The 23,280-nt window shown below is 62.9% G+C and carries 25 protein-coding genes and 1 tRNA gene; 16 read left to right on the forward strand and 10 right to left on the reverse strand.

Annotation, left to right across the window (positions count from 1 at the left end):
* Positions 1–10: 10 nt before the first annotated feature.
* Positions 11–916, reverse strand: a complete 906-nt coding sequence (locus NP503_RS27550) for a LysR family transcriptional regulator (RefSeq protein ID WP_127268139.1) — start codon at positions 914–916, stop codon at positions 11–13.
* A gap of 121 nt (positions 917–1,037) precedes the next feature.
* Here NP503_RS27550 and NP503_RS27555 point away from each other — a divergent pair, with 121 nt between their 5' ends.
* The 7 genes from NP503_RS27555 to speB all read left to right on the forward strand — a co-directional run bounded on the left by NP503_RS27555 (position 1,038) and on the right by speB (position 6,911).
* Positions 1,038–2,030, forward strand: coding sequence for an ABC transporter substrate-binding protein (locus NP503_RS27555; RefSeq protein ID WP_127268138.1), 993 nt, complete (start codon positions 1,038–1,040; stop codon positions 2,028–2,030).
* 103 nt (positions 2,031–2,133) lie between these two features.
* Positions 2,134–2,916 carry an ABC transporter permease gene (locus NP503_RS27560; protein WP_236383447.1) on the forward strand — a complete coding sequence of 261 codons (783 nt, stop codon included), beginning with the start codon at positions 2,134–2,136 and terminating at the stop codon, positions 2,914–2,916.
* Positions 2,917–2,926: 10 nt separating this feature from the next.
* Positions 2,927–3,697 carry an ABC transporter ATP-binding protein gene (locus NP503_RS27565; RefSeq protein WP_127268137.1) on the forward strand — a complete coding sequence of 257 codons (771 nt, stop codon included), beginning with the start codon at positions 2,927–2,929 and terminating at the stop codon, positions 3,695–3,697.
* The gene (locus tag NP503_RS27570) at positions 3,694–4,449 is read left to right on the forward strand and encodes an SDR family NAD(P)-dependent oxidoreductase (protein ID WP_127268136.1); all 756 of its coding nucleotides are present in this window, start codon (positions 3,694–3,696) and stop codon (positions 4,447–4,449) included. The genes NP503_RS27565 and NP503_RS27570 overlap by 4 nt, the downstream gene beginning before the upstream one ends.
* The gene (locus NP503_RS27575; RefSeq protein ID WP_127271827.1) at positions 4,443–5,150 is read left to right on the forward strand and encodes an SDR family NAD(P)-dependent oxidoreductase; all 708 of its coding nucleotides are present in this window, start codon (positions 4,443–4,445) and stop codon (positions 5,148–5,150) included. Before NP503_RS27570 ends, NP503_RS27575 begins: the two co-directional genes overlap by 7 nt.
* Before the next feature lie 12 nt (positions 5,151–5,162).
* The gene (locus tag NP503_RS27580; RefSeq protein ID WP_127271829.1) at positions 5,163–5,933 is read left to right on the forward strand and encodes a creatininase; all 771 of its coding nucleotides are present in this window, start codon (positions 5,163–5,165) and stop codon (positions 5,931–5,933) included.
* Positions 5,934–5,945: 12 nt separating this feature from the next.
* Positions 5,946–6,911, forward strand: a complete 966-nt coding sequence (speB, locus tag NP503_RS27585) for an agmatinase (protein ID WP_127271573.1) — start codon at positions 5,946–5,948, stop codon at positions 6,909–6,911.
* Between the two features lie 38 nt (positions 6,912–6,949).
* Here the strand turns inward: speB and NP503_RS27590 are convergent, their stop codons facing one another.
* From NP503_RS27590 to NP503_RS27600, 3 genes are read right to left on the reverse strand one after another with little or no spacing between them, the layout of a single operon-like run.
* Complete coding sequence (locus NP503_RS27590) at positions 6,950–7,717, reverse strand: alpha/beta fold hydrolase (protein WP_164749085.1); 768 nt, start codon at positions 7,715–7,717, stop codon at positions 6,950–6,952.
* 20 nt (positions 7,718–7,737) lie between these two features.
* A complete protein-coding gene (locus tag NP503_RS27595; protein WP_127271578.1) occupies positions 7,738–8,298 on the reverse strand; it encodes a DUF192 domain-containing protein in 561 nt (186 codons plus the stop codon).
* A gap of 24 nt (positions 8,299–8,322) precedes the next feature.
* Positions 8,323–8,919: a cold-shock protein gene (locus tag NP503_RS27600; RefSeq protein ID WP_032901396.1), complete on the reverse strand. Its 597-nt coding sequence runs from the start codon at positions 8,917–8,919 to the stop codon at positions 8,323–8,325.
* 217 nt (positions 8,920–9,136) lie between these two features.
* Here NP503_RS27600 and gloA point away from each other — a divergent pair, with 217 nt between their 5' ends.
* On the forward strand, positions 9,137–9,577 hold the full coding sequence (gloA, locus tag NP503_RS27605) for a lactoylglutathione lyase (protein WP_127271577.1): 441 nt from the start codon (positions 9,137–9,139) through the stop codon (positions 9,575–9,577).
* Between the two features lie 145 nt (positions 9,578–9,722).
* The gene (locus NP503_RS27610) at positions 9,723–10,016 is read left to right on the forward strand and encodes a DUF2218 domain-containing protein (protein ID WP_127271774.1); all 294 of its coding nucleotides are present in this window, start codon (positions 9,723–9,725) and stop codon (positions 10,014–10,016) included.
* A gap of 5 nt (positions 10,017–10,021) precedes the next feature.
* Here NP503_RS27610 and NP503_RS27615 read toward each other — a convergent pair whose 3' ends face one another.
* Positions 10,022–10,588 carry a DUF1697 domain-containing protein gene (locus NP503_RS27615; protein ID WP_127271772.1) on the reverse strand — a complete coding sequence of 189 codons (567 nt, stop codon included), beginning with the start codon at positions 10,586–10,588 and terminating at the stop codon, positions 10,022–10,024.
* On the reverse strand, positions 10,585–11,841 hold the full coding sequence (ilvA, locus tag NP503_RS27620; RefSeq protein WP_127271834.1) for a threonine ammonia-lyase IlvA: 1,257 nt from the start codon (positions 11,839–11,841) through the stop codon (positions 10,585–10,587). Before ilvA ends, NP503_RS27615 begins: the two co-directional genes overlap by 4 nt.
* Before the next feature lie 434 nt (positions 11,842–12,275).
* Here ilvA and NP503_RS27625 point away from each other — a divergent pair, with 434 nt between their 5' ends.
* Positions 12,276–13,349, forward strand: coding sequence for an alpha/beta hydrolase (locus tag NP503_RS27625; protein ID WP_127270256.1), 1,074 nt, complete (start codon positions 12,276–12,278; stop codon positions 13,347–13,349).
* A 143-nt stretch (positions 13,350–13,492) separates the two neighbouring features.
* Positions 13,493–14,656: an alpha/beta hydrolase gene (locus NP503_RS27630; protein WP_127270257.1), complete on the forward strand. Its 1,164-nt coding sequence runs from the start codon at positions 13,493–13,495 to the stop codon at positions 14,654–14,656.
* Positions 14,657–14,949: 293 nt separating this feature from the next.
* On the opposite strand, the gene ade is transcribed toward NP503_RS27630, so the two are convergent.
* A complete protein-coding gene (gene ade / locus NP503_RS27635) occupies positions 14,950–16,758 on the reverse strand; it encodes an adenine deaminase (RefSeq protein WP_127271836.1) in 1,809 nt (602 codons plus the stop codon).
* Positions 16,759–16,905: 147 nt separating this feature from the next.
* Between ade and NP503_RS27640 the strand changes: the two genes are divergently transcribed.
* The 3 genes from NP503_RS27640 (at position 16,906) to NP503_RS27650 (ending at position 18,885) form a co-directional block, all read left to right on the forward strand.
* Positions 16,906–17,757 (forward strand): alpha/beta fold hydrolase, encoded by an 852-nt coding sequence (locus NP503_RS27640; protein ID WP_127271933.1) that lies wholly within the window; start codon positions 16,906–16,908, stop codon positions 17,755–17,757.
* Positions 17,758–17,851: 94 nt separating this feature from the next.
* A complete protein-coding gene (locus tag NP503_RS27645) occupies positions 17,852–18,517 on the forward strand; it encodes an outer membrane protein (protein WP_127272804.1) in 666 nt (221 codons plus the stop codon).
* 282 nt (positions 18,518–18,799) lie between these two features.
* Positions 18,800–18,885 (forward strand) — tRNA-Leu (locus NP503_RS27650).
* A gap of 193 nt (positions 18,886–19,078) precedes the next feature.
* On the opposite strand, the gene NP503_RS27655 is transcribed toward NP503_RS27650, so the two are convergent.
* The 3 genes from NP503_RS27655 to NP503_RS27665 are packed head-to-tail and all read right to left on the reverse strand — an operon-like array spanning position 19,079 to position 22,253.
* The gene (locus NP503_RS27655) at positions 19,079–20,527 is read right to left on the reverse strand and encodes an aromatic amino acid lyase (RefSeq protein ID WP_127271568.1); all 1,449 of its coding nucleotides are present in this window, start codon (positions 20,525–20,527) and stop codon (positions 19,079–19,081) included.
* A 26-nt stretch (positions 20,528–20,553) separates the two neighbouring features.
* Positions 20,554–21,138 (reverse strand): GDYXXLXY domain-containing protein, encoded by a 585-nt coding sequence (locus NP503_RS27660; protein WP_127328233.1) that lies wholly within the window; start codon positions 21,136–21,138, stop codon positions 20,554–20,556.
* A complete protein-coding gene (locus NP503_RS27665) occupies positions 21,135–22,253 on the reverse strand; it encodes a DUF2157 domain-containing protein (RefSeq protein WP_127269099.1) in 1,119 nt (372 codons plus the stop codon). The genes NP503_RS27660 and NP503_RS27665 overlap by 4 nt, the downstream gene beginning before the upstream one ends.
* A 236-nt stretch (positions 22,254–22,489) precedes the next feature.
* Between NP503_RS27665 and NP503_RS27670 the strand changes: the two genes are divergently transcribed.
* Positions 22,490–22,630 (forward strand): DUF1127 domain-containing protein, encoded by a 141-nt coding sequence (locus tag NP503_RS27670; RefSeq protein ID WP_013531315.1) that lies wholly within the window; start codon positions 22,490–22,492, stop codon positions 22,628–22,630.
* Positions 22,631–22,679: 49 nt separating this feature from the next.
* Positions 22,680–22,820, forward strand: a complete 141-nt coding sequence (locus tag NP503_RS27675) for a DUF1127 domain-containing protein (protein WP_013531314.1) — start codon at positions 22,680–22,682, stop codon at positions 22,818–22,820.
* Positions 22,821–23,280 lie beyond the last annotated feature (460 nt).

The raw sequence follows: 23,280 nt of genomic DNA on the forward strand, positions 1-23,280 counted from the left end.
GCATGTCGCCCTATCCCGCCACGGGCGTTGCATCGAACAATGCACCGAGAAACGCCTGAACAAGCGAGCGCTGGGCGTCGGTCTTGCGATAGGCGACGCGGTGTATGGAACTGAACGAATAGGCCCTTGGCTTGATCGCCCGCATGTCTCCGGCGGCGACCCAGGGATCGGCAAAATGGCATGGCAGAAAGCCGATGAAGTTGCCCGACAGGATCAGCATCAACTGCGCTTCCATGTGCACGACCGATGCACTCGCCTTGGGATGGCCGACCAGGTAGAGGTCGTCGAAATGTCGATAGCTGCGCACCGAGAACCGCGCGGCATCGACGGCGCCTTGATCGATCCTTGAATCGGGCATCGCAAAGAGCGGATGCCGGCGGCCGCAATAGAGAAGATGCGGTTCGCCGCAATAGTCGCGATAGACAACCCCAGGCGCTTTCTGCGACAGCGGCCCGATGACAACGTCGCGACCGCCATCGGCAACTTGTTGCTCGAGTTCGGACGGCGTACCCACCGAAAGGTCGATGAAGACGTCGGAATCGGGCCCCATGAAGCGGCTGAGCGCGTGCTGGATACCCAGTTCGCCACTGGTGAAGACCCCATCCGACGTGCCGACCCGCAAGCGGCCCGACAGGCTGCCGCTGGCTGCATTGATGCGATGTCCGAAATCGTCAAGGTCGCGGAACAGCCTCTGCGCCGCATCGTAGGTTGCCTGTCCAACCTCGGTCAGGCGGAATTGCTTGCGCCCGCGATGGCAGAGTTGGGCACCGATGCGTTTCTCCAGCTCCGCCAGATGCGTGCTCAGCGTCGGCTGTGACAGGTTGAGCGTGATTTGCGCAGCGGCGAACCCGCCTGAATCGGCCAGCGCCACGAAAACGCGCAGCAGGCGGATATCGATATTGTCCAGCCGGCGCATGCCATTCCCCATGATGCACAGAACGATACATCGATGTTATTCGATGTATCGTTCTAAATAAACTCATTTACATCAATGTCAGAAATCGCGAGCCTGTACGGAACAAAATTGGGGAACAATCATGAAACCGTTACCAGGCACCGCCTTGTCCGCAGCCCTGCTGCTCGCCAGTTCGCAGCTCGCCCTCAGCGCCGACCAGATCCGCATCCTGGCGCCGACATGGCTGGGATTTGCGCCTGTCCATATCGCCAGCGACCTTGGCTGCTTCACCGCCAAGGGCCTTGATGTCAGCATCAAGTTCGAGGATGACCTGACCAACGTCATGGCGGCGATGGCGCGCGGCGACATCGAGATGCAGATGCGCTCGGTCGGCGAATATCAGGGCCGCCCGCGCGACGCCTCGACGCCCGGCATCATCATCGGCACGATCGACGAATCCGTCGGTGGCGACGGCGTCATCACCGATGACAAGATCAAGTCCGTTGCCGATCTGAAGGGCAAGGTCGTCGCGGCCGAGCCCAACATCCCCTCGCGCCTGCTGCTGCAGATGGAGCTGAAGCAGGCGGGCCTGTCGCTGAAGGATCTGCAGATCAAGGACATCGCGACGGCCGATACGGGTGCGGTTTTCGTCGATGAATCGATCGCCGCGATCGCGACCTACGAACCGTTCATGTCGCAGGCGCTGAAGGCCTCGACCCGCACCGGTGCCCGCATGCTGATCTCGTCCAAGGATCATCGCGGCATCATCATCGACGCGATCATCGCCCGCAACGACGACTTCAAGGCGAACCCCGACAAATACGCAAAATTCCTCGGCTGCATCTATGAGACGGTCGATTTCATCAAGGCCGAGCCGGAAAAATTCGCCGACATGGCGTCCAAGCATTTCGGCCTGACGCCTGCCGAAGTGACCGACATCGTCAACTCCAGCCTGTCCTACACGACGCTTGCAGAATCCCTGGCCTACATGGGCAAGCCGGGAGAAAAAGGCACGTTGCACGGGATATTCGACACGGTGATGGATCTAAACCTGGAGAACGGCGCCGCCGACAACAGACTGGTGGCGGCGGACCAGATCGACAGTTCGGCGATCAACAAGATCCCGGCGAAATAGCGGCCGCGCGGCCGGGCCGGCAGCTTGTCTCGGCTGTCGGCAGCGATGTCATTCCGGCTCGCGCCGGTGACGGCCGTTCTTTCGATCATCCGGGGATAATGATTTGTTCAGCAGCCTGTTTGTCTTCCGCGGTCGCGCATCGCCGATGCTGGAGTTTGCCGTCAGTGTCGCCGCGGCTGTGCTCGTCGTTGCCCTGTGGGAGCTGGCGGCGCGCGCGGGCATCATTGCGCCGCAGTTCCTGCCCTCGCCGAGCCGCGTCGTCATTGCCCTGTGGACGATGCTGACCGAGCAGAACCTGCTGTGGCACGTCGCGGTTTCGACCACCCGTGTCTGGATTGCCTTCCTGCTGGCCGCCGTCATGGCGATCCCGATCGGCATCATGATGAGCAGCTACCGGATCGTCGGCGCCGCCCTGGAGCCGATGATCGATTTCATCCGCTACCTGCCGGTCCCCGCACTCGTGCCGCTGTCGATCATCTGGTTCGGCGTCGGCGAGGAGACCAAGATCTTCCTGCTCTGGCTGGGGACGTTCTTCCAGCTCGTGCTGCTCGTCGCCGACGACATGCGGCGCGTGCCGCAGGAGTTCGTCGAGGTCGCCCGCACCGTCGGTGCCAATTCGAGGCAGGTCATGGTCGACGTCGCCCTGCGCTGGATGGGCCCGACGCTGCTCGACAATCTGCGCATCACGCTCGGCTGGTGCTGGACCTATCTGATCATCGCCGAGATCGTCGCCGCCGATTCCGGCATCGGCTATGTGATCTGGACGGCCCGGCGCTTCGTCAAGACACCGGAGGTCATGGCCGGCGTCGTCGTCATCGGCCTGATCGGCCTTGTCACCGACCAACTTTTGCGCCTGCTTCACCGCCGGCTGTTCCGGTATCTGTGAGGAGCATGACATGACCGGATATGTTCAATTCATCGACACGGCCAAGTCCTTCGGCCCCGTCGATGTCGTGCGAAACACCAGCCTTGGCCTCGAGCGCAATTCGCTGGTCGTCTTTCTCGGCCCATCGGGCTGCGGCAAGACCACCTTGATGCGCATGGTCGGCGGCCTCGACGAACCGAGTTCGGGCTCGATCCTGCTTGGCGGGGAAAAGGTCGTCAGGCCGGACCGTCGGCGCGGCATGGTGTTCCAGTCCTATTCGTCGTTTCCCTGGTTGACGGTCAAAAACAACATCGCCTTCGGCATGCGCTACAGGAAGGACCTCGGTGCCACCGAAAGAGCCGAGCGTATCAGCCACTATCTCAAGCTGTTCGGGCTCGCCGACTTTGCCGACTCCTATCCAAACCGGATCTCGGGAGGCATGCGCCAGCGCGTGGCCATAGCCCGCACGCTCGCCGCAGGCTCAGACGTGCTGTTGATGGACGAGCCTTTCGGCGCCCTCGACGCGCTGACGCGCGAGCGGCTTCAGGTCGAGCTGCGGCAGATCCAGATCCGCGAGGAAAAGACCATCATCTTCGTCACCCACGACGTCGAAGAAGCCGTATTTCTCGCCGACCGGATCATCCTGTTCTCACGCCGTCCAGCCTCGATCGTCGCCGATATCGACGTGGCGGCAGAGCTTGGCCCGGACCGGCCGCTGGAGATTCGCGAAACCCAGAAATTCTTCGAGCTGCGCAACAAGGTCCTGCATCTGATCCGCAACGAAACCGGAGTGGTCGTATGAGCCTCTCCTTTTCCGGAAAGACGGTCGTGATCACCGGAGCGAGCCGAGGCATCGGGCTCGGCATCGCCAAGGGCTTCGCCCAGGCCGGCGCCAGCCTGCACCTCATTGCCAACGACGCGGCCGTGCACGAACGGGCCCACGACTTGGGCGCCACAGGCACGGAGGCCGACATCGCCGACCGCGAGGCGGTCGGCGCGGCCCTCGGACCGATCTCCCGGATCGACGTGCTCATCAACAATGCCGGCCTCGAGCTGATGACGCCGATCACCGACAGCAGCGACGAGGCCGAAGCCGCCTTCCGGCGCATCATCGAGATCAACGTCATCGGCACGGCGCTTGTCACCGCGCGCGCCTTGCCGCGCATGCAGGCCGGCGCTTCGATCATCAACACCGCATCGATCTGGGGCCGCGTCGCCGAAGCGCGGTTCGGCGCCTATGTCGCCTCCAAGCACGCCATCATCGGCCTGACGAAAACCTGGGCCAAGGAACTTGGATCGAAAGGCATCCGCGTCAATGCGGTCTGTCCGGGATGGGTCCGCACGGAAGCATCGATGCGCTCGCTTGGCCGGATGGCCGAGCAAGGCGCCGTCAGTGAAGCAGCACTGCTCGAAGACATCGTTGGCGCGCAAGCCCTGCCCGGCCTGATGGAGCCGGCCGACATGGCCGGCACCTATCTGTTCCTGGCGTCGGATCTCGCGGCCAACATCACCGGGCAGTCGCTCGGCGTCGACAGGGGAGAAGTGCCTTGGTAACCCCGCTGCACGGAAAACGCGCGCTGGTCACCGGTGCGGCCAGCGGCATCGGTCGCGCGACCGCGCTCGCCTTGCGGGACGCCGGAGCCATTGTTCTCGGCTTCGATCTCAAGGCATCCGACGGCGATATCCCGATCCTTGCCTGCGACCTTGCCAATGAGGCCGACATCATTGCCGCGGTCAGGCAAGGCGCGCAACGGATCGGCGGCTACGACATTCTGGTCAACAATGCCGGCATCCTCCATGAAGCACCGCTTGAGGCGATTTCGCTCGACCATGTCGACCGCATGTTCGCCGTCAATGTGCGCGGCGCCATCATCGTGGCACGGGAAGTCCTGCCGCACCTTCCCGATGGCGGCCGCATCGTCAACATCGCCTCCGAGCTCGCCTATCTCGGCCGGTCGAACGCCTCGGTCTATTGCGCGACCAAGGCGGCATTGCTCGGCCTGACCCGCTCCTGGGCGCGAGAGCTTGCCCCTCGCATCCTGGTCAACGCCGTGGCGCCGGGGCCGACCGACACGCCGCTTCTCGGTTTCGAGGCGCTGAGCGAGAGCCAGCGCGCGCAGGAAACGACACACCCGCTGGGGCGGATCGGCCGCCCGGATGAAATCGCTTCCGCGGTGGTCTTCCTTGCCGGCCCCGGCGCCACCTTCTTCACCGGACAATGCCTGGGCGCCAATGGTGGCGCGGCGATGCTTTGAAACGAGATGATCATGAAAGACCGAGTTTTCCTCGCTGAACTGCCATGGCCCGAAGCCGAGAAGAGGATCGCCGCCGGCGCTCCTATCTTCCTGCCGCTCGGCTCGACCGAGCAGCATGGCCACCACATGGCGATGAATGTCGATGTCGTGCTTCCCACCGCCATCGCCGAGACGGTCGCGAAGCAGGTCGGCGGCCTCGTCGCGCCGACCATCGCTTACGGCAACCGCTCGCAGCCGAGAACAGGCGGCGGCCCGGCCTTCCCCGGCACGATCAACATCACGGCGCATACGTTTTCGCTGCTGGTCAAGGATGTGATCTGCGATCTCTATCGCCAGAAGGTCCGGCGTATCGTTGTCCTCAACGGCCACTACGAGAACATCGGCCCGTCAATCGAGGGCATCGAACTGGCGCTCGACACCATCGGCCGCGAGCGTGCGGCGGATCTGACGATCCTGCGCATCGATCATTGGGAAATGGTGCGCACAGAGACGCTGGCGAAAGTGTTCCCCGATGGTTATCCCGGCATCGAGCTGGAACATGCGAGCGTCATCGAAACCTCGATGATGCTGGCGCTGCGTCCCGAGCTCGTCGACCTCGGCAAGGCACTGCATGACGGCCCGGCGCAGTTCAGGCCATATGATCGCTATCCCAAGCCAGCCGAGGAAGTGCCGCCATCCGGCGTGCTGTCGCTGACCGAGGGCTCATCGGCGGAAAAGGGCCGATGGTTGCTCGACGACTGCGAGACCCGCATTGCGGAAATCGTCAAACGCGAATTCTTCTGAGGTGCCGACACCATGAGCAGCAATTTCTTCCAGCCGATCGACGCCTCCGCCGTGCCTCGCTTCGCCGGACTTTCGACCTTCATGAGACTGCCGGCCGTGGCAAGCGCGGAGGGGCTCGACATCGCGCTCGTCGGCATACCGTGGGATGGTGGCACCACCAATCGCGCCGGCGCACGGCACGGCCCGCGCGAGATCCGCAACCAGTCGAGCCTGATGCGGCGCGCCCATCACGTCTCGGGGACCGAGCCGTTCAGCATCGCCAACGTCGCCGATGTCGGCGATCTCTCGGTCAATCCGATCAACCTGCTGGACGGGCTGAAGCGCATCGAGGACGGCATCGCGGCGATCGTGGCAGTGGGCGCCATTCCGCTTGCAGCGGGCGGCGATCATCTGACGACGTTGCCGGTGCTGCGCGCCGTGGCCCGCAAGGCGCCCGTCGGCATGATCCATTTCGACGCGCATTCGGACACCAATGACCGCTATTTCGGCGACAATCCCTATACACATGGCACGCCGTTCCGCCGCGCCATCGAAGAGGGGCTGCTCGATCCCAAGCGCGTCGTCCAGATCGGCATCCGCGGCTCGATCTATGAACCCGGCGAACATGACTGGGCGGTCGCCCAGGGCATCCGTATCATCTACATGGAGGAGTTCGTCAGGCGAGGCGCGGCCAGCGTCGTGGAAGAGGCGCGCGGCATCGTCGGAAACAATCCTGTTTATGTCACCTTCGACATAGACTGCATCGACCCATCGATGGCGCCTGGGACCGGAACGCCTGAACTTGGCGGCTTCACCACCCGCGAGGCCCAGGAAATGGTCCGCTTGCTCGATGGATTGAACATTGTAGGCGCCGACGTCGTGGAGGTGGCGCCGCCTTTCGACCTGGGTGGAATGACGGCGCTCGCCGGCGCGACGATGATGTTCGAGCTGCTGTGCGTGATGGCGAAGTCGGTTCAAGCAGCGAGAGCGCCAGACTGAGCGCAAGCGTCAAAGCCGCCTGACGCGTCGCCGTCCGCTCAAAGCGGATTCTCGGCATAGAACTCCAGCACGCGCTGCTTGAAGGTCTTGTCCCCGACGGCCAGCATATGGTCCCGGCCCTCGATGTGAAAGGCGCTGGCGTTCGGCATCAACGCTGCAAGCTCATCGGGCGAGCCGCCAATGTCGTCGGTGGTTCCGACGGCGACCAGCGTCGGCTGGGCGATGCGGGCGATATCCTGCTCGCTCAGCAATTCGCGCGATTTGGCGATGCAAGCGGCCAAGGCCCGGCGATCGCTGCGGGTCTGGTCGGCGAAGGCGCGAAACGACCGGCCGCGCGGATGGCTGGTGGCGGCCGGATCATCGGCAAGCAAGGCGGCGGCGATCGGATCCCAATCGCCGACACCGTCGACCATGCCGATGCCGAGACCGCCGAAGACCAGCGTCGCCACCTTGTCCGGATCGGACAGCGCCATGAACGCCGCGATGCGCGCGCCCATCGAATAACCCATGACATGAGCGCGCCCGATGCCGAGATGGCCGAGCAAGGCAGCGGCATCGGAAGCCATCTTGACCGGCGTGTAGTCGGCCTCCTCATAGCTCTTGGACGACGAGCCGTGGCCGCGATTGTCGAAGGCGATGGCGCGGTAACCGGCGTCGTTCAGCGTCTTGAACCAGCCGGGCGACACCCAGTTGACATAATGGCTCGAGGCGAAGCCATGGATCATCAGCACCGGATCGCCCTCGCCCGATGCCGGCTGGCGGTCGAGGAAGGTAAGCTCGAAGCCGTCATGGGTGAAAGACTGCATCTGCGATCCCGCCTGTGTGCTCAACCGCCACCGCCATTGGGTGCATCGCCATTGTCGGCTGGTGGCATGCCGGGGCCGGATACCGTGCCCACGGCCGGATGGCGCAAAAGGTCGCCATACTCGATGCCGTTCCTGGCGGCAGTGCCGGCCTTGAGCTCGAGCACGAAGCGCACCGGTACGCCGGGCGAAACGACGGCGTCCGATTGCGGCTCGCCGTGCTTGACCGCCCGGATCTTGCCATCCTGGCCGACGAAAATCAGATCAAGCGGCATTGGCGTGTTGTGCATCCAGAAGCCAACCTGCTGCTGGACCTCGAAGACGAACAGCATGCCGTGGTTGTCCGCCATGTCCTGGCGGTACATCAAGCCGGCCTCGCGCTCCGCGGCGGTGTCGGCGACTTCGATGGAAAAAGAGCGATCACCGCCTTTCGTCACCACGACCAATGGCGCCGGATCGGCTGGAAGGATCATCGCCCGGCTGTCCGCCGAGGTCGGCTTTTCGGAATAGAAGTAACCACCGGCGGCGGCGATGAAGGCAATCGCGCACATCGCGCCCGCGGTCAGCCAGTTCCTGTAAGCCATTCGAAATCCTCGGCCGGAAACGCCCTAGTGCGAGACCGGCAAGGTCCCCATATCGGGGTGAATTTCGGCGGCCATAAGGCCTTTGTCGCCGCGTCCGAAACGAACCAGCACGACCTGCCCCGGCCGAAGCTCGGTGATACCGTAACGGCGCAAGGTCTCCATATGGACGAAGATGTCCTCGGTGCCCTCGCCGCGGGTGAGAAAACCAAACCCCTTGGTGCGGTTGAACCATTTCACCAGGGCGCGTTCGAGACCGCTCTCCGGCGTCACCGCGACATGGGTGCGCTGCTCCTGCATCTCGGCCGGGTGGACCGCGGTGGTGACGTCCATAGAGAGCACCCGGAAGGCCTGCAATCCGCGGTCGCCATGTTTGACGAGGCAGACCACGCGTGCGCCCTCCAGGGCCGTCTGAAAGCCATCCCTTCGAAGACATGTCACATGGAGGAGGATATCGCCGGAAATGCCGTCATCCGGCAAAATGAAACCATAGCCCTTGGCCACATCGAACCACTTGATGGCGCCGGCTATTTCGAGCAAGTCCGCGGCATCGCCGCCTTCGTCACGCTGCAAGGCGTCGCCGAGGGGTCCGTCCCGCCCCGTCAAAGAGGCCTTTTCCCCCATAAGAATGCCCCCTTTTTTCAAGAACACCGCAACTGATTCTTGCCAACAGATTAACACTGCGGCTTCCGGTCTGTGCAAGACCTGCCGTGCCTTTTTTCACGGTTCATTTGGGCAATACCGGATTTGTTCTTTGCCGGCATTGCGCACCGCCGCACGATTGCCCTTTGACAGGGCCGACCCTATGTTGCGCCGCAACGCAATTTATCGAGGAAATCACATGCGCTATCTGCACACCATGATCCGCGTCACCGACGTCGATGCCTCGCTCGACTTCTACTGCAACAAGCTCGGCCTCAAGGAAGTGCGCCGCTACGAAAACGAGCAAGGCCGCTTCACGCTGATCTTCCTCGCGGCCTCCGAAGACGAGCAAAGCGGCATCGCCGACAAGGCACCGCTGATCGAACTGACCTACAATTGGGATCCGGAAGACTACAAGGGCGGACGCAATTTCGGCCACCTCGCTTATGAGGTCGACGACATCTACGCCACCTGCCAGCATCTGATGGACAATGGCGTCATCATCAACCGGCCGCCGCGCGACGGCAACATGGCTTTCGTCAAGTCGCCGGACGGCATCTCGATCGAGCTTCTGCAGAAAGGCCCGGCCAAGGCCAAGGCGGAGCCCTGGGCTTCGATGGCGAACACCGGAAGCTGGTAGCCGATCACGCTGTCTTGAGCGGACAATGCCAGGCTGACGGCCCGGTACCGTTTGGTTTTTCAGGGGCGGCGCCTATCTGTCTGGCTGAGGCGCCAGGCTTGGGCCGGCGCCCAGCCATGCAACAGGCGCTTGCCCAGGAGAATTCATGCCGACCAGCCATGCCGACGTCGCCACCGAACATGCCAGCCGCTACCTGCAGCAGCTGTGCAAGCACTGGGCGCACAAATTCCCGGTCGAGTTCGATCCCACCCACGGCACCATCGATCTCTCAATGGGCCGTACCGTCATGGATGCCAATGCGGCGACACTGCATATCACGGTGTCGACCGACGAAGCGGGATCGATCGAGCGCCTGGAAAGCGTTGTCGCCGATCACATCAAGCGCTTTGCTTTCCGCGAAGAACTGACCTTCGACTGGAAACCAGCACCGGCGGCATAGGCCGCCTACTTCCCACCGGTCTGAGCAGCCATCTCCAGCAGCGCCTGCACGGAGCGCCAGTTGCGTGCGGTGCCCGGGACTTTCAGCGTGCGCGGGATCAGCCCGGCAAACACCGATTTGCCCAGCCCGTCCGGCGCGTGCAAGTAGAGCACATCGCCCTTGATCTCGAAGCGTTCGGGGCCGGTGCACTTTTCGGTCAGTCGCGCCACCTCGTCCGCTGTCGGCTCGCGCTCCAGCACATAGGCATGCAGCTTGGTATGGTCCCCGGCAACTTCCGGGTAAGGGTTTTCGTTCACCAGCCGCTCGAACCATGAGAGATCGCGCACCATGATGCGCGAATAAAAACCCCATTTCTTCTCGAAGGCTGCTTCGATCTGTTTCGTCAGCGCGGCCGCGTCGCCCTTCTTCGCCCGGAACACGGCATTGCCGCTCTGCACATAGGTGGCGACATCGGAAAAGCCGAGATCCTCGAAGAACGACCGCAGCTCCGCCATTTTGACGATGCGGTTGCCGCCGACATTGATGCCGGAAAACAGCGCGACGAAGATTTTTCCTGCCTCCTTGCCGCTCATATGATGAACCCGGCCAATGTCTCGTTGTCGGTGATGTCCTGATACTGGACGCCCTCGGCCTCGAACTTCGCTTTGAGCAGATCGAAATTGCGGCGGTCCTTGGTTTCGATGCCGATCAGCACCGAACCGAAATTGCGCGCCGATTTCTTCAGATATTCGAAACGGGCGATGTCGTCGTCGGGCCCGAGCAGTTCGAGGAAGTCTCGCAGCGCGCCGGGCCGCTGCGGAAAGCGGATGATGAAGTATTTCTTCAGCCCCTCGAAGCGTAGCGCCCGTTCCTTAACGTCCGGCAGCCGCTCGAAATCGAAATTGCCGCCCGAAACCACGGCAACGATGGTCTTGCCCCTGATCTCCTTCTTGGAGAAATCCTTGAGCGCATCGATCGCCAGCGCGCCGGCCGGCTCCAGCACGACGCCTTCGACGTTGAGCATTTCGATCATGGTGGCGCAGAGCCGGTTTTCCGGGATCAGCCGCACTGTGTCGGCCGGAAAATCCTTGAGACGACGCAACGGCTCGCGGCCGATCTCGGCCACCGCGGCGCCATCGACGAAATTGTCGACCTTGGCGAGTTTGAGCCGTTTTCCCGCCGCAAGGCTTTCGCGCAGGCTCGGCGCGCCTGCCGGTTCGCAGAAGACGAAGCGTGCTTCCCTGCCCTGATCGGCGAAATAATGGGTGACGCCCGCGGCAAGTCCGCCACCGCCGACCGGCAGCATGACGATATCGGGCATGCGGGCGCCCGGCATCTGATCCGCGATCTCGTAGGCGACGGTTGCCTGGCCCTCGATAATGTCCTTGTGATCAAAGGGCGGCACCATATGGGCGCCGGAACTGTCGGTGAATTCCAGGGCCGCGCGATAGCAGTCGTCGAAGAAATCGCCGACCAGCCTGATCTCGATGAAATCGCCGCCGAACAGCTTGGTCTTGTCGATCTTCTGCTGCGGCGTCGTCACCGGCATGAACACGACGCCTCGCCTGCCGAAATGGCGGCAGACGAAAGCAAAACCCTGCGCGTGGTTGCCGGCGGACGCGCAGACGAACAGTTCAGCCTCGTTGCCGGCCGCCAGTGTCTTGCGGAAGAAATTGAAGGCGCCGCGGATCTTGTAGGAGCGGACCGGCGACAGGTCCTCGCGCTTCAACAGCACCCGCGCGCCGGTCTTTTTCGACAGATAATCGTTTTCCTGCAGCGGCGTTTCAGGGAAGATCTGGCGGATCGCGGCGGCAGCGGCAGCAACGCGGGAAGAGAAACTGTTCATCGGAAACCACCCTTGGGAAAGCCACCTTGTGTTGCACGCTGTCCGCGGACCTCTATCATTGATCGGGTCGCGCACGTTCGGTTGTTGAGCGCCGGGACAAGGTGCGGCGCGAGCCAGCCTATTGCATATCCGGCTACGTGGCGCCATCGTCCATCATGTGCGTCGTTCCGAGCGGAAATTTTGCGGAATATTTTCAGTTACTTGTGGGTACATTCTCATGCCCCTGGCATCAGGCGGCTTAAAATCGCTATCTCTGCGGGAATTGGAAGGCCGGCGGCGACGCCGCCATTTTGGCTTTCGCGCAACACTGCGATGGCCGTAGCGGGGCGCCGATCACATTTCGACTGGACATGACTTAGTTCTGCCGCACTCTGCCTGTCCGGGAGGTATCGTGAGGATAGACAGGCCTTTCGGCCGGAGTTGGAAATTCAGGCGTGCCTTTGAAGAAGATTTTTATCGTTGTCCTGGCCTTGCTCGTCGCCGGCTGCGCCGGCCAGCAAACACAGGAATTGCTGGGCAGCGCCATGGTGTCCGCGCCGGTGACGGAGATCGCCGGCAACCACTCGATCTTCATCGCCACGACGCGCAAGAAATCCGACGATCCCAACAAGGTTTTCGACGGCGAACGCTCGGCGACGCTGAACTATGCCCGCGTCAACGTCACCGTTCCGGGGCTTCACAAGACCGGCCAGATCGAGCGCCGCTCGCGCGGCAAGTCGGATGACCCGGCCAAATATTTCATGGCTTCCGAGGTCGTCGGCTACGACACGCAGCCGAAATTCTCCAGCGCGCTCAATGCCGACATCGCGGCGCGTGGCGGCCGCGTCATGGTCTTCGTGCATGGCTACAACACCGGCTTCGATGCCGCCGTCTATCGCCTCACCCAGATCGTCCATGATTCCGGCTATCCCGGCACGCCCGTGCTGTTTTCCTGGGCATCGGGTGCCAGGACCACCGACTACGTCTATGACAAGGAAAGCGCCAGCGCTGCCCGCGACCAGTTGGAGGTGACGCTCAGGATGCTGGAGCAGTCCGGCGCGCGGCGCATCGACATCGTCGCGCATTCGCTCGGAACCTGGGTCACCATGGAAACGCTGCGGCAGATGGCCATCACCGGCGACCGCGATCTCGGCGGCAAGCTCGGCGACGTGGTGCTGGCTTCGCCCGACATCGATGTCGACGTGTTCAAGAGCCAGATGCGGCGCTATGGCAAGCCCGACAAGCCGTTCATCCTGCTGTTGTCGGACGACGACCGCGCGCTGCGGCTCTCCGGCCTGATCGCCGGATCCCGGCCGCGCGTCGGCGACTACAAGGATGCCGCCGATCTCGCCTCCTATGGCGTGTCGGTCGTCGACCTGTCCAAGGTCAAGGGATCGGACAGCTTCAACCATACGAAGTTCGCCGACAATCCGACGCTGGTGAAGATGATCGGCCAGCGGCTGCGCGAGGATGACGGCTTTGCCAGCGACCGTGACGTGACAGACCGCATCAGCCTGCTTGGCCAATAGGTGCGGTCCCGCGGTTTTCGCCGTGCCTGCCCGGCATCGCGGACGTGTGGATTCACTTTGAACTGGACCGCGCCGGTCTCTGGCCTTATCGGAATAGCCAGCGACGTCACGCGTTTGACGTCCCCCTTGGCGGGAGCCGGCGTATGACCATGCGTTCGAAGAGCTACCTCGTCGTTGCATTGGCGCTCGCTGTCACCGGCTGCGCCGGCGGCAAAACGCACGACCTGCTCAACAAGACGACGGTCACGGTGCCCGCTTCCGACATCGCGGCCACGCATGAAATCTTCGTCGCCACCACCCGCCAGAGGGCAACCAAGGACCCGCGACAGGTGTTCGACGGCGATCGCTCGCTGACCACCAGCTTTGCCCGTGTCGACGTCACCGTCCCGAAAAACCATCAGGTCGGCGCCATCGAGCGGGCCAAGGGATCGGCAAACAGCAACCCGGCCAAGGATTTCACCGCCAAGGACGTCACCTTCTATGAAGGCGCGCCGCAGTTCGCCAAGGCGGTCGGCGCCGACATCGCCATGCGCGGCGACCGTGCGCTGGTTTTCGTGCACGGCTTCAACAACGGCTTCGATGACGGCATCTACCGGCTGACGCAGATCGCGCACGACACGAAATATCCCGGCACGCCGGTGCTGTTCTCATGGGCTTCGAGCGGCAAGACCACGGGTTACATCTACGACAAGGAAAGCGCCAACGCAGCGCGCGACGACCTCGAGGCGACCCTCAGGATGCTGGCCAAGACCAAGGTCAAGAGCATCGACATCATCGCCCATTCGATGGGGACCTGGGTGACCATGGAGGCTCTGCGCCAGCTTGCCATCACCGGCGATCGCGATCTCGACGACAAACTCGGTTACGTCATCCTGGCCTCGCCCGACATCGATGTCGACGTGTTCAAGAAACAGATGATCCGTTACGGCAAACCCGACAAGCCATTCGCCATCCTGCTCTCGGCGGATGACCGGGCTCTCAAGCTGTCCTCCCTGATCTCGGGCGATAAGCCGCGCGTCGGCGATTACGGCGATGCGGCCGACCTCGCCAGCTATGGCGTGTCGGTGGTCGACCTTTCCCAGGCCAAGGGCGGTGACCGCCTCAACCACGCCAAATTCGCCGACAACCCAATGCTGGTGCAACTGCTGGGCGATCGGCTGCGGGCGCCTGCCGGCCTTGCCTCGGACGAGCCCGTCCCGACTCAGCTCAACAATCTCGGCCAGGGCCTCGGCAAGGCCGTCGGCTCGGTCGCGGAAATCGTCATCACCACGCCGTTCAAGGTGCTGACCATCGCCACCGGCGGGTAGCCGGGGGCAGCTTCCTGGTGGAGACCATCAGGTGTCGAAGTCGGCGCTGCCCCTCACCTGCCTGCCGGCATCCTCTCCCCGTATAGTGACGGGGAGAGGGGCGCTATTATCACCGGTTTCGCCAATGACCAGCATTGCAAGAAGAGGACAGTCGTTGCGGCCAGCCCCTTCTCCCCGTCAGTATATGGGGAGAAGTGCCCGGCAGGGCGATGAGGGGCGGCGCCGACGCTCGGCAAAGGTGAATTCGAACCTGAAGCGATTGCCCGCCGGGCATGGCCTGAATATCAACAATCCTAGACGAACAGATCGACCTTCTGGAACGTCGTCACGTCGATCAGGCCGACATCGGAAATCCTGAGTTCGGGAATGACGACCAGCGCCAGCAGCGAGTGCTGCATGTAGGCGTTGTTCAGCGAACAGCCCATCTTGCGCATCGCCTCGGTGAGCTTCTCTGCCTTGGCCGCGACGATCTCGGCCCGCTCGTCCGACATCAGCCCGGCGATCGGCATTTCGACCAGCGCCAGTTCCTTGCCCTTGGAGAACAGCACGACGCCGCCGCCGACTTCGCCCAGGCGGTTTACGGCCAGCGCCATGTCCTGCTTGTTGGTGCCGACGCAGATGATGTGGTGGGCGTCATGCGCCACGCTGGACGCCATGGCGCAGTCGCCCACATAGCCGAAGCCGGAAACGAAGGCGTTGGTGACGCCGCCCGTGCCCCGGTGGCGCTCGACCAGCGCGATCTGGCAGATGTCGTTGCGGCGGTCCATGGCGACCAGCCCGTCCTCGACCGGCAGATCGGCCTCAAGCGCGCGCGTCGGCGCCTGGTTCTCGATAACGCCGATGACACGCACCCGCACCTCGTTGGCGCCCTTGGGCGCCGTGATGTCGAAGTCGTCGCCCTTCAGCTTCTTGCCGAGCTTGACGGTGTTCTTCGCCGTCTTCGGGTAATCATAGGCCGGAATATCGATTTCGAGCTTGCCGCCCTTGGCCACCCTGACGCCGCGTGCATAGACCTCGTCGATGGTCATTGCGGCGAGATCCGAAACGATCAGCAGGTCGGCCAGCCGGCCCGGCGCGATCGAGCCGATCTCGCGCTCCAGTCTGAAATGCTGGGCGGTGTTGAGCGTCGCCATCTGGATCGCCGTCACCGGCTTCAACCCCTGTTGGATGGCGTGGCGCACCACGCGGTCCATATGGCCTTCCTGGACCAGCGTGCCGGAGTGGCTGTCGTCGGTGCACAGGATGAAATTGCGCGGGTCGATACCGCTCTCCGTCACCGCCTTGATCTGCGAGGCGACGTCGTACCAGGCCGAGCCGAGCCGCAGCATCGCCTTCATGCCCTGGCGCACACGGGCGATGGCATCCTCGGCGCGCGTGCCCTCATGATCGTCCTCGGGGCCGCCGGCGACATAGCCATGGAACGGCAGGCCGAGATCGCGCGAGGCATAGTGGCCGCCGACCGTCTTGCCTGCATGAACCGTCGCCGCGATCTCGCCCGACATGACAGGATCATTGGCGGCGACACCGGGAAAATTCATCACTTCGCCCAGGCCGATAATGTTCTCCCAGGTCATCGCCTCCTCGACATCGGCGACCGTCAGCTCGGCGCCGGCATGTTCCAGCCCCGGCGCCGAAGGCACGCAGGACGGCATCTGCACATGCACGTTGATGGGCATGGCGACCGCTTCGTCATGCATCAGCCGCACGCCGGGCAGGCCAAGCACATTGGCGATCTCGTGCGGGTCGATGAACATCGAGGTGGTGCCGTGCGGAATGACGGCCCGGCAGAACTCGGTCACCGTCACCATGCCGCTTTCGACATGCATGTGCGCGTCGCAGAGACCGGGCACCAGGTAGCGCCCGCCGGCGTCGACCACCTTGGTGCCCTGGCCGATGGCACGGCTGGCATTGGGCCCGCAATAAGCGAAGCGCCCGCCGGCAATGGCGATGTCGGTGCCGGCGATGATCTCGCCCGAATGGACGTTCACCCAGCGGCCGTTGCGCACGACCAGGTCAGCGGGTTTGCGCCCCATGGCGACATCGACCAGATGTGTCGCCATCTCGGTCCACGGTCTGGGTTTTGCGAGCGTTGCTTTCGTCATTCGCGATTCCTTCGGTTGTCGCCAGTCTCGCAAATGTCGGCGGGCGCCGCCAGAGCCGTCGGGCCAACACACCGCGGCAGACTGAGCTTGTTGACTAATCTGGCCAAAGCGCGATGCTGGCTACGGACCGAGCCGTAAGGGGGAAACATGACCCGTTTTTGGAAAGCGTTCGCCGTCGTCATCTTGTTCGCAGCGTCGACCACTTTTGCCGCCGCCGAGGAACGTTGGCAGACCTTGCCGGAGCCTGCGGCCATGCCCAAGCCCGATCAGAGCGGATATGCGCCGGTGAACGGCATCCAGATGTACTACGCCGTTTTCGGAGCGGGTGACCCCGTGCTGCTCATCCATGGCGGCCTCGGCCACGCCGACATCTGGGCCAGCCAGGTGGCCACGTTTTCCAAAACCCACAAGGTGATCGTCGCCGACAGCCGTGGTCACGGCCGCTCCACCCGCACCGAGCAGCCCTATGGCTATGACTTGATGGCGTCGGACTATCTGGCACTGCTCGATTACCTGAAGATCGACAAGACCGCGCTCGTCGGCTGGAGCGATGGCGGAATTATCGGTATCGACATCGCACTGCATCATCCGGAGCGGCTGACAAGGCTCTTTGCGCAAGCCGCCAACGTAACCACCGACGGCGTCGATCCGGGCGTGATGACCAACAAGACCTTTGCCGCCTACATCGACCGCTCCGGCCGCGACTACAAGAAGATGTCGAAAACACCGGACCAGTATGACGCCTTCGTGGCGCAGATAAGCCATATGTGGGAGACCGAGCCGGCGTGGACCAAGGAGCAGCTCGCTGAGATAACCACGCCGACGGCGATCGTTGCCGGCGACCATGATGAAGCGATCAAGCGCGAACACACCGAATATATCGCCTCCGCCATCCCGGGCGCGAAGCTGATTATCCTGCCCAACGCCAGTCATTTCGCCATGCTGCAAGCGCCGGATGAATATAACCAGGCTGTGCTGGACTTCATCGACGCCAAATAGCGGATTCTGTGCGGCGACAGGGGGATTGCGATTGCGGCGAATGCGGTTATCCTTCTGGCGAGGATCTTTCTGAACCGTCATTTCGGGGAGTTCGATGTATCGCCTGATGGTCGCAAGTGCCGGTTTTCTTGCCGCTCTGGCCGTGCCGGCTTTCGCCGCCGACCCAGCGGCCGATGTTCCGATGACCGCGCCCGGCTTCGACTGGACCGGCTACTATGCCGGCATGCAAGCCGGCTATGGCTGGGGTCGGTCCGACATATCAGGAACAGAGGGCGAGCCGTTTTCGGCCACACCCGATGTTGACGGCGGTTTTGTCGGCGGCCATGTCGCCGGACTGTGGCAATTCGACCAGGCGGTGCTGGGCGCCGAGGCGGAACTCAACTATTCCTCGGTCCGCGGCACGACGGTATCGGCCTTCGGAAGCACATTCGGCACCGACATCAAGTGGTTCGGGTCGGTCAACGCCAAGGCGGGCTACGCCATGGACCGCTTGCTGGTCTATGGCATTGGCGGCGTCGCCTTTGCCGGCATCGAAACATCGCAAGTCGCGGGTCCGGCGTTCGACAGCACGCGCACGAATGTCGGCTGGACCGTGGGTGCCGGCGTCGACTACGCGTTGACCGACAAGTTCGTCGTCGGCGCACAGTATCGCTACTATGATTTCGGCTCCGAGCACTACGACGTAGCGGAACCCTTCAACGATCGCGATCAGAACGTGAAGCTCAACACGGTAGGCATCAATTTGAGCTACAAGTTCTGAGCAGGGCCACAATCGCGACGCTGCCGGACCAGGCAACCACTCAAAGGGCTCTTTCATGGAAGAGCGGCCGGCGCTCCCAGTGGGCGGGGGGAATGGGTTGGGCCTGAGAGGCGCCGGCCTTGGCGGATCAAATCCACCACACGCATCCTACCATTACCCGCCGCGCCGATAATTCCGTGATCGCGCCAGTATCATCAAGTCGCCCGGTCTGTTCGCACGTTCGGCGAACGCTCAACAACACGACTTGACGGGCTGTGTCTGGCGTCTGAAAAGGGCTGGCCTGCGGACGTGGCGGAATTGGTAGACGCAAGGGACTTAAAATCCCTCGATCTCTGATCGTACGGGTTCGATTCCCGTCGTCCGCACCACCCTTCGCTCTTCGAGCTTCGGGTGGCGGGCCACCTGAAGCTCGTTAGTGCATGCCGCCCAAAAGTGAACTCGGTTTTGGGAGGACGACATGCACAAAAAAAAGCGTCCTCCGAAGCCTTGGCGAAGGAGGACCGGTTCGAATTTCATCCGTTCAGGCGCACCAATTTCACCGGCTACAGCTTGTCGGCATCTCTACGCCTCGAACACCTTCTCAGTGAACCATTCCGCCAACCTGGCAAGCTCCGGCCCCAGCACGCGATCGGCGCCGACAGGCGGCACGATAGCTCTGATTTGATCGACGAAGGAGCGCAGTGCCGGCGGCGGCGTCCGTTCGGTGACGTGCAGCGCCTGCGAGGCGATCATCGCCAGCATCGCCATGGCCGCGTCGACGCAGCGGCCGGCGGTCGCTTCCTTGGTCCATGCGAAGAATGCCGTCGTGGCGACGTCGTCCTGCCCCGCGCCCGCTGATTCCGTGCCCGGCATGAAGGTACGTTGCGCTGCCAGCTTGGCCTGTTCGAGATAGCCGGTGATTGCCATCGGTACGTAGCCGACATTGCCATGGCCATCGCTGTCGGCCGAGTGACGTCCGGTCATCAGCAGATCCGGCAGCAGCGACACCTTGCCGTTCAGAAGCTTCGAGGCGTGGCGGTCGCAGAGCAGGCAGATATCGGCCCATATCGCCGCCAGATCGTCCAACGCCGGCGTCGCCATGGCGTTGTGATAGCCGCCGGTCGAGATGCAGCGGCCGAGCGGATGTGCATCGTCGGGCGGGATGTAGACCGGATTGTCCGATATAGAGGCCAGCGACACATTGGCCGCCCGCTCGGCCGACGACAACGCACGATGCGCCTGGCCGAGGACGCGCGGCACGATGCGGTAGCTGACCGGCGCCTGATAGTTGCGCCGCCCGTCGCCGGCGCCAACCAGAAATTCCCGCAAACCCTGCAGGGCCGCGGCCTCATGCTCATCGCCCCAGAGCGTGTCGAGGGCGGCGTCATAGTGTTCGAGGGGGGCACGAAACGCCTCGATCGACAGCGCGAACACCTGGTGCGCCATGCGGATCCGGCGGCGCGCCGCGAGCGCTGCGTCTGCCACCAGAGCGGCAGCGCAAGGCGAGCCGTTGATGAGCGAACCCCGTTCCTTGACCTCGAGGTCGAAACGCGTCGAAAGTTCTGCAAACAAGGGGTAGAGCGCCAGGATCTCACCGGCGCCGCCCTGGCCGGAGGCCGGCACGACAGGCATCGGCTCCCCGTCGAGCATTGCGGCCACGGCTAGCGCGATGCGCGGCGTTGTGGCGGCGTTGCCCTCGATGAAATTCGTCAGACGGGCAAGCACGATCGCCCTGACCACGCGATCCGGCAAGGGATCGCCGAACGAGGTGGCGGCGGCAAACGCCTTGATGCGCGCATGGCGATCACGCTCGTCAGGTTCGAGCTTTCGGCTTGCCAATTCCCCCATGGCGGTTGTGACGCCATAGATGACCGGTGGCGGATCGGATTCGATCAGCCTGAGAAACGAGGCGCGGCATTCGGCGATGCGCTGCAAGGCCTTCTCGCCGATCGCCACCGTGTCCTTCTTCCAGGCGACGCGGAAAACAGTGTCGAGGTTGATGTCGTCACGCTTCGACAGGCTAACTGGCATGCTTCACACCACTGGAAATAAGGGACTTAGTAGAGTGGTTCCTCGAATAGCGTCTTGTCGCCGTCGACCAGCGCCTTGATCTGCGCGGTGCCGTCGCCGGCGAGCGCAAGACGGATGCCGAATGGCCGCACCCGCATATCGTTCTGGATCGCCATCCCCTCGCCTTCCGGCAAATAGAAGCGCTCAATACCGTAGTCCGGCGCGATGGTCGCCTCTTCGCCGCGAAGGTCCCAGCCCTCGGCGACGTGGCCTGATATATCGGCCTCGTCGGCAGCGGCGGGCGTCGGCGCCTTGCCGAACCAGGCGGCCGTCGGCTGCCAATAGTTGTCGGACCCCTTGTTCAAGCGGACGACTATCGTGGTGTCGTCGCTTGAGAGTTTGTCGGGTGGAATGTTGGCGATCATTTTCACCGGTATGCGCGAAATATCGTAGCCCAGGATAATATAGTCGCCGCGCAGGAGGTCGCGCGGATCGACGGGCTCGATCTTCAGCAGCACCTCTTTGCCGTTGCGCAGGATCGCCGCGCGGCCGGCGATGATCCAGCTCAGGAAGCCGATCTGGACGAGCGCCAGCACCAGTGCCGAGATGACAAGCCTTTTCCCGGTGATCATGCCGTGGCTCCTTTGGCATCTGGACCTTTCATACGCTTTTCCACGCGGATGATGACGATCGCAAGGATGCCGAGCAGCACCGCGGCGGCCAGGAAGAAGCCGGCCGTATCGAGCATCGATTGCAAGGTCACCACATAGATGATGGCGAGTTCGAAGGCGAAGCCGAGATAGGCAAACCAGCGCAGCCCACGGCTTTCCCGCCCTGCCAGCACGATTGCGGCGACAATGCCGGCAAGCGCGATCACCGAAGCGAGGGCAAAACCGCTGTTGTAGGTGCTCTCGTCGGCGAGTTCGAACTGAATCATTGCGAGGCCGGTGAGGAAGCCGAGCAGTGCGTGCAAGGGCAAGCGGCCGCCGAGCTGCACGACCCGGTCGACTGGATCCGGCGCGAAGACCGAGGCCGCGAACAGCAGCGCCGAGACGACGACCAGCGGGATCGCCACCTGCAGCGTGTCGTGGTTGGTGACCAGCAGCACAAGATAGAACAGAACCGACAGGATGATCAGGTGGCGAGCCGCCTGGCTGCGGGTCCAGAACGAGACGGCAAACAGCACGATCGCCATGATCAAGAAGGCATGCGGAAATTCGCTGCGGCTGTAGTAGTCGAAGCCTTTCAGGAACAGCCAGGCATCGGCGATGCCGACCGAAGCGACCGTCAGCGGATTAGAACGCAGCGCCACCGCCGCCAGCGCCGTTCCGGCGCCCCAGGTGACCAGAGCCGAGGCCTCGTCGCCCGAGAGATGATACATCTGGCCGATCAGCGCGATCGAGCCGCCGAAAGCCGCAGCCGCCACGATCCAGAGCGCTTCGCCGATCGCCGCATGGTCGCGGGCCTTCAGCACCGCGCCGCCGACATAGCCACCAAGGATGACGGCAAACAGTGCCGCCACGCGCGCCAGCCGCGGGGTCGCGTCCCAATTGGCGGCGACGAAAATCAGGATGGCGGCTCCGAACAGCACGGCAGCCATCATCGCCAGGATAGAGCCGAAGCTGAGCGACTTGCGCTCGTTGGCCTCGACATCGCGCGAAAGCGAATCGGCTGTGGCGGCGTCAATCAGCCCGGCCTGCAGCCAACGCGCGATATCCGCCCTGACCCGCGACGAATAACTCGCCATGCTGCCACTCCCCCAGTTCGGTCTTTTTTTCAGCCGATCCGGTCAAACCGCTGACGCGGCGGCATTTTCCGATTCGGGTTTCTTTGTGTCAGGTCCGTGAACGCCCGTTAATGCTGCATTGCACAATTTGCATTGCTGCCATGCAGCCATAGCGCTTTTAAATCGATATGGGTCCGCCTATTTATAGTTCGTACACAAACGGAATGATCCGCAAGAAAGACGAAACGAGAACTACCATGAACCTGATCCGCAACTACCGCAACTGGCGCCGCTACAGGGACACCGTGTCCGAGCTGAGCCGCCTGAGCAACCGTGAACTGACCGACCTCGGCATCAGCCGCAGCGACATTCCTTACGTCGCTCGCAAGGCGGTCTAATTCTTCGGACCGCGAATGGTCCGAACCAGTTTTGAAAAAGAGAACGACAATGAACCTGATCCGCAATTATCGTAACTGGCGCGTTTATCGCGAGACGGTTACCGAGCTGGGTCGCCTTTCCAACCGCCAGCTGCATGATCTCGGTATCGTCCGCGACGAAATCAAGATCATCGCCCGCCAGGCGATCTAACCAGAATTTCGCCAGGGTCGACCTCCTCCCCGACCCTGACGGATCCGGTCAACCTTCACCTCCTCCCGAGGGTTGACCACCAAAACGGCGCCCGCCGCACCTCCTCCCGCGGCGGGCGCTGTTACCCGGGGCAAAAGGAATTTTGCCCCAAAAGGTTTCGCCCCTTTCAAACGGCGAAAGAGTTTTCGTCAAAGCCGACCTCCTCCCCGGCGATGACGAATAGGCCCGACCCTCACCTCCTCCCGAGGGTTGGCCACAAAAACGGCGCCCGCTGCACCTCCTCCCGCGGCGGGCGCTGTTTCCCCGGAGTAAAACGAATTTGCTCCAGAGGTTTCGCCCCTTTTAAAAATGGCGAAAGGAATTTCGTCAAAGCCGACCTCCTCCCCGGCGATGACGAATATGGTCGGCCTTCACCTCCTCCCGAGGGTCGACCCCAAAAACGACACCCGCCGGACCTCCT

It is taken from the genome of Mesorhizobium sp. SEMIA396 (genome assembly GCF_024518615.1).
In the GTDB taxonomy this organism is placed as follows: Bacteria; Pseudomonadota; Alphaproteobacteria; order Rhizobiales; family Rhizobiaceae; genus Mesorhizobium.

Coding starts and splice junctions, on each gene's coding strand:
- NP503_RS27580 (WP_127271829.1), top strand. CDS start 5,163: ATGAAAGACCGAGTTTTCCTCGCTGAACTGCCATGGCCCGAAGCCGAG.
- NP503_RS27590 (WP_164749085.1), bottom strand. CDS start 7,717: ATGCAGTCTTTCACCCATGACGGCTTCGAGCTTACCTTCCTCGACCGC.
- NP503_RS27665 (WP_127269099.1), bottom strand. CDS start 22,253: ATGGCGAGTTATTCGTCGCGGGTCAGGGCGGATATCGCGCGTTGGCTG.
- speB (WP_127271573.1), top strand. CDS start 5,946: ATGAGCAGCAATTTCTTCCAGCCGATCGACGCCTCCGCCGTGCCTCGC.
- gloA (WP_127271577.1), top strand. CDS start 9,137: ATGCGCTATCTGCACACCATGATCCGCGTCACCGACGTCGATGCCTCG.
- NP503_RS27670 (WP_013531315.1), top strand. CDS start 22,490: ATGAACCTGATCCGCAACTACCGCAACTGGCGCCGCTACAGGGACACC.
- NP503_RS27675 (WP_013531314.1), top strand. CDS start 22,680: ATGAACCTGATCCGCAATTATCGTAACTGGCGCGTTTATCGCGAGACG.
- NP503_RS27550 (WP_127268139.1), bottom strand. CDS start 916: ATGCGCCGGCTGGACAATATCGATATCCGCCTGCTGCGCGTTTTCGTG.
- NP503_RS27655 (WP_127271568.1), bottom strand. CDS start 20,527: ATGCCAGTTAGCCTGTCGAAGCGTGACGACATCAACCTCGACACTGTT.
- NP503_RS27660 (WP_127328233.1), bottom strand. CDS start 21,138: ATGATCACCGGGAAAAGGCTTGTCATCTCGGCACTGGTGCTGGCGCTC.
- ade (WP_127271836.1), bottom strand. CDS start 16,758: ATGACGAAAGCAACGCTCGCAAAACCCAGACCGTGGACCGAGATGGCG.
- NP503_RS27630 (WP_127270257.1), top strand. CDS start 13,493: ATGACCATGCGTTCGAAGAGCTACCTCGTCGTTGCATTGGCGCTCGCT.
- NP503_RS27600 (WP_032901396.1), bottom strand. CDS start 8,919: ATGGGGGAAAAGGCCTCTTTGACGGGGCGGGACGGACCCCTCGGCGAC.
- NP503_RS27595 (WP_127271578.1), bottom strand. CDS start 8,298: ATGGCTTACAGGAACTGGCTGACCGCGGGCGCGATGTGCGCGATTGCC.
- NP503_RS27615 (WP_127271772.1), bottom strand. CDS start 10,588: ATGAGCGGCAAGGAGGCAGGAAAAATCTTCGTCGCGCTGTTTTCCGGC.
- NP503_RS27640 (WP_127271933.1), top strand. CDS start 16,906: ATGACCCGTTTTTGGAAAGCGTTCGCCGTCGTCATCTTGTTCGCAGCG.
- NP503_RS27610 (WP_127271774.1), top strand. CDS start 9,723: ATGCCGACCAGCCATGCCGACGTCGCCACCGAACATGCCAGCCGCTAC.
- NP503_RS27555 (WP_127268138.1), top strand. CDS start 1,038: ATGAAACCGTTACCAGGCACCGCCTTGTCCGCAGCCCTGCTGCTCGCC.
- ilvA (WP_127271834.1), bottom strand. CDS start 11,841: ATGAACAGTTTCTCTTCCCGCGTTGCTGCCGCTGCCGCCGCGATCCGC.
- NP503_RS27645 (WP_127272804.1), top strand. CDS start 17,852: ATGTATCGCCTGATGGTCGCAAGTGCCGGTTTTCTTGCCGCTCTGGCC.
- NP503_RS27570 (WP_127268136.1), top strand. CDS start 3,694: ATGAGCCTCTCCTTTTCCGGAAAGACGGTCGTGATCACCGGAGCGAGC.
- NP503_RS27565 (WP_127268137.1), top strand. CDS start 2,927: ATGACCGGATATGTTCAATTCATCGACACGGCCAAGTCCTTCGGCCCC.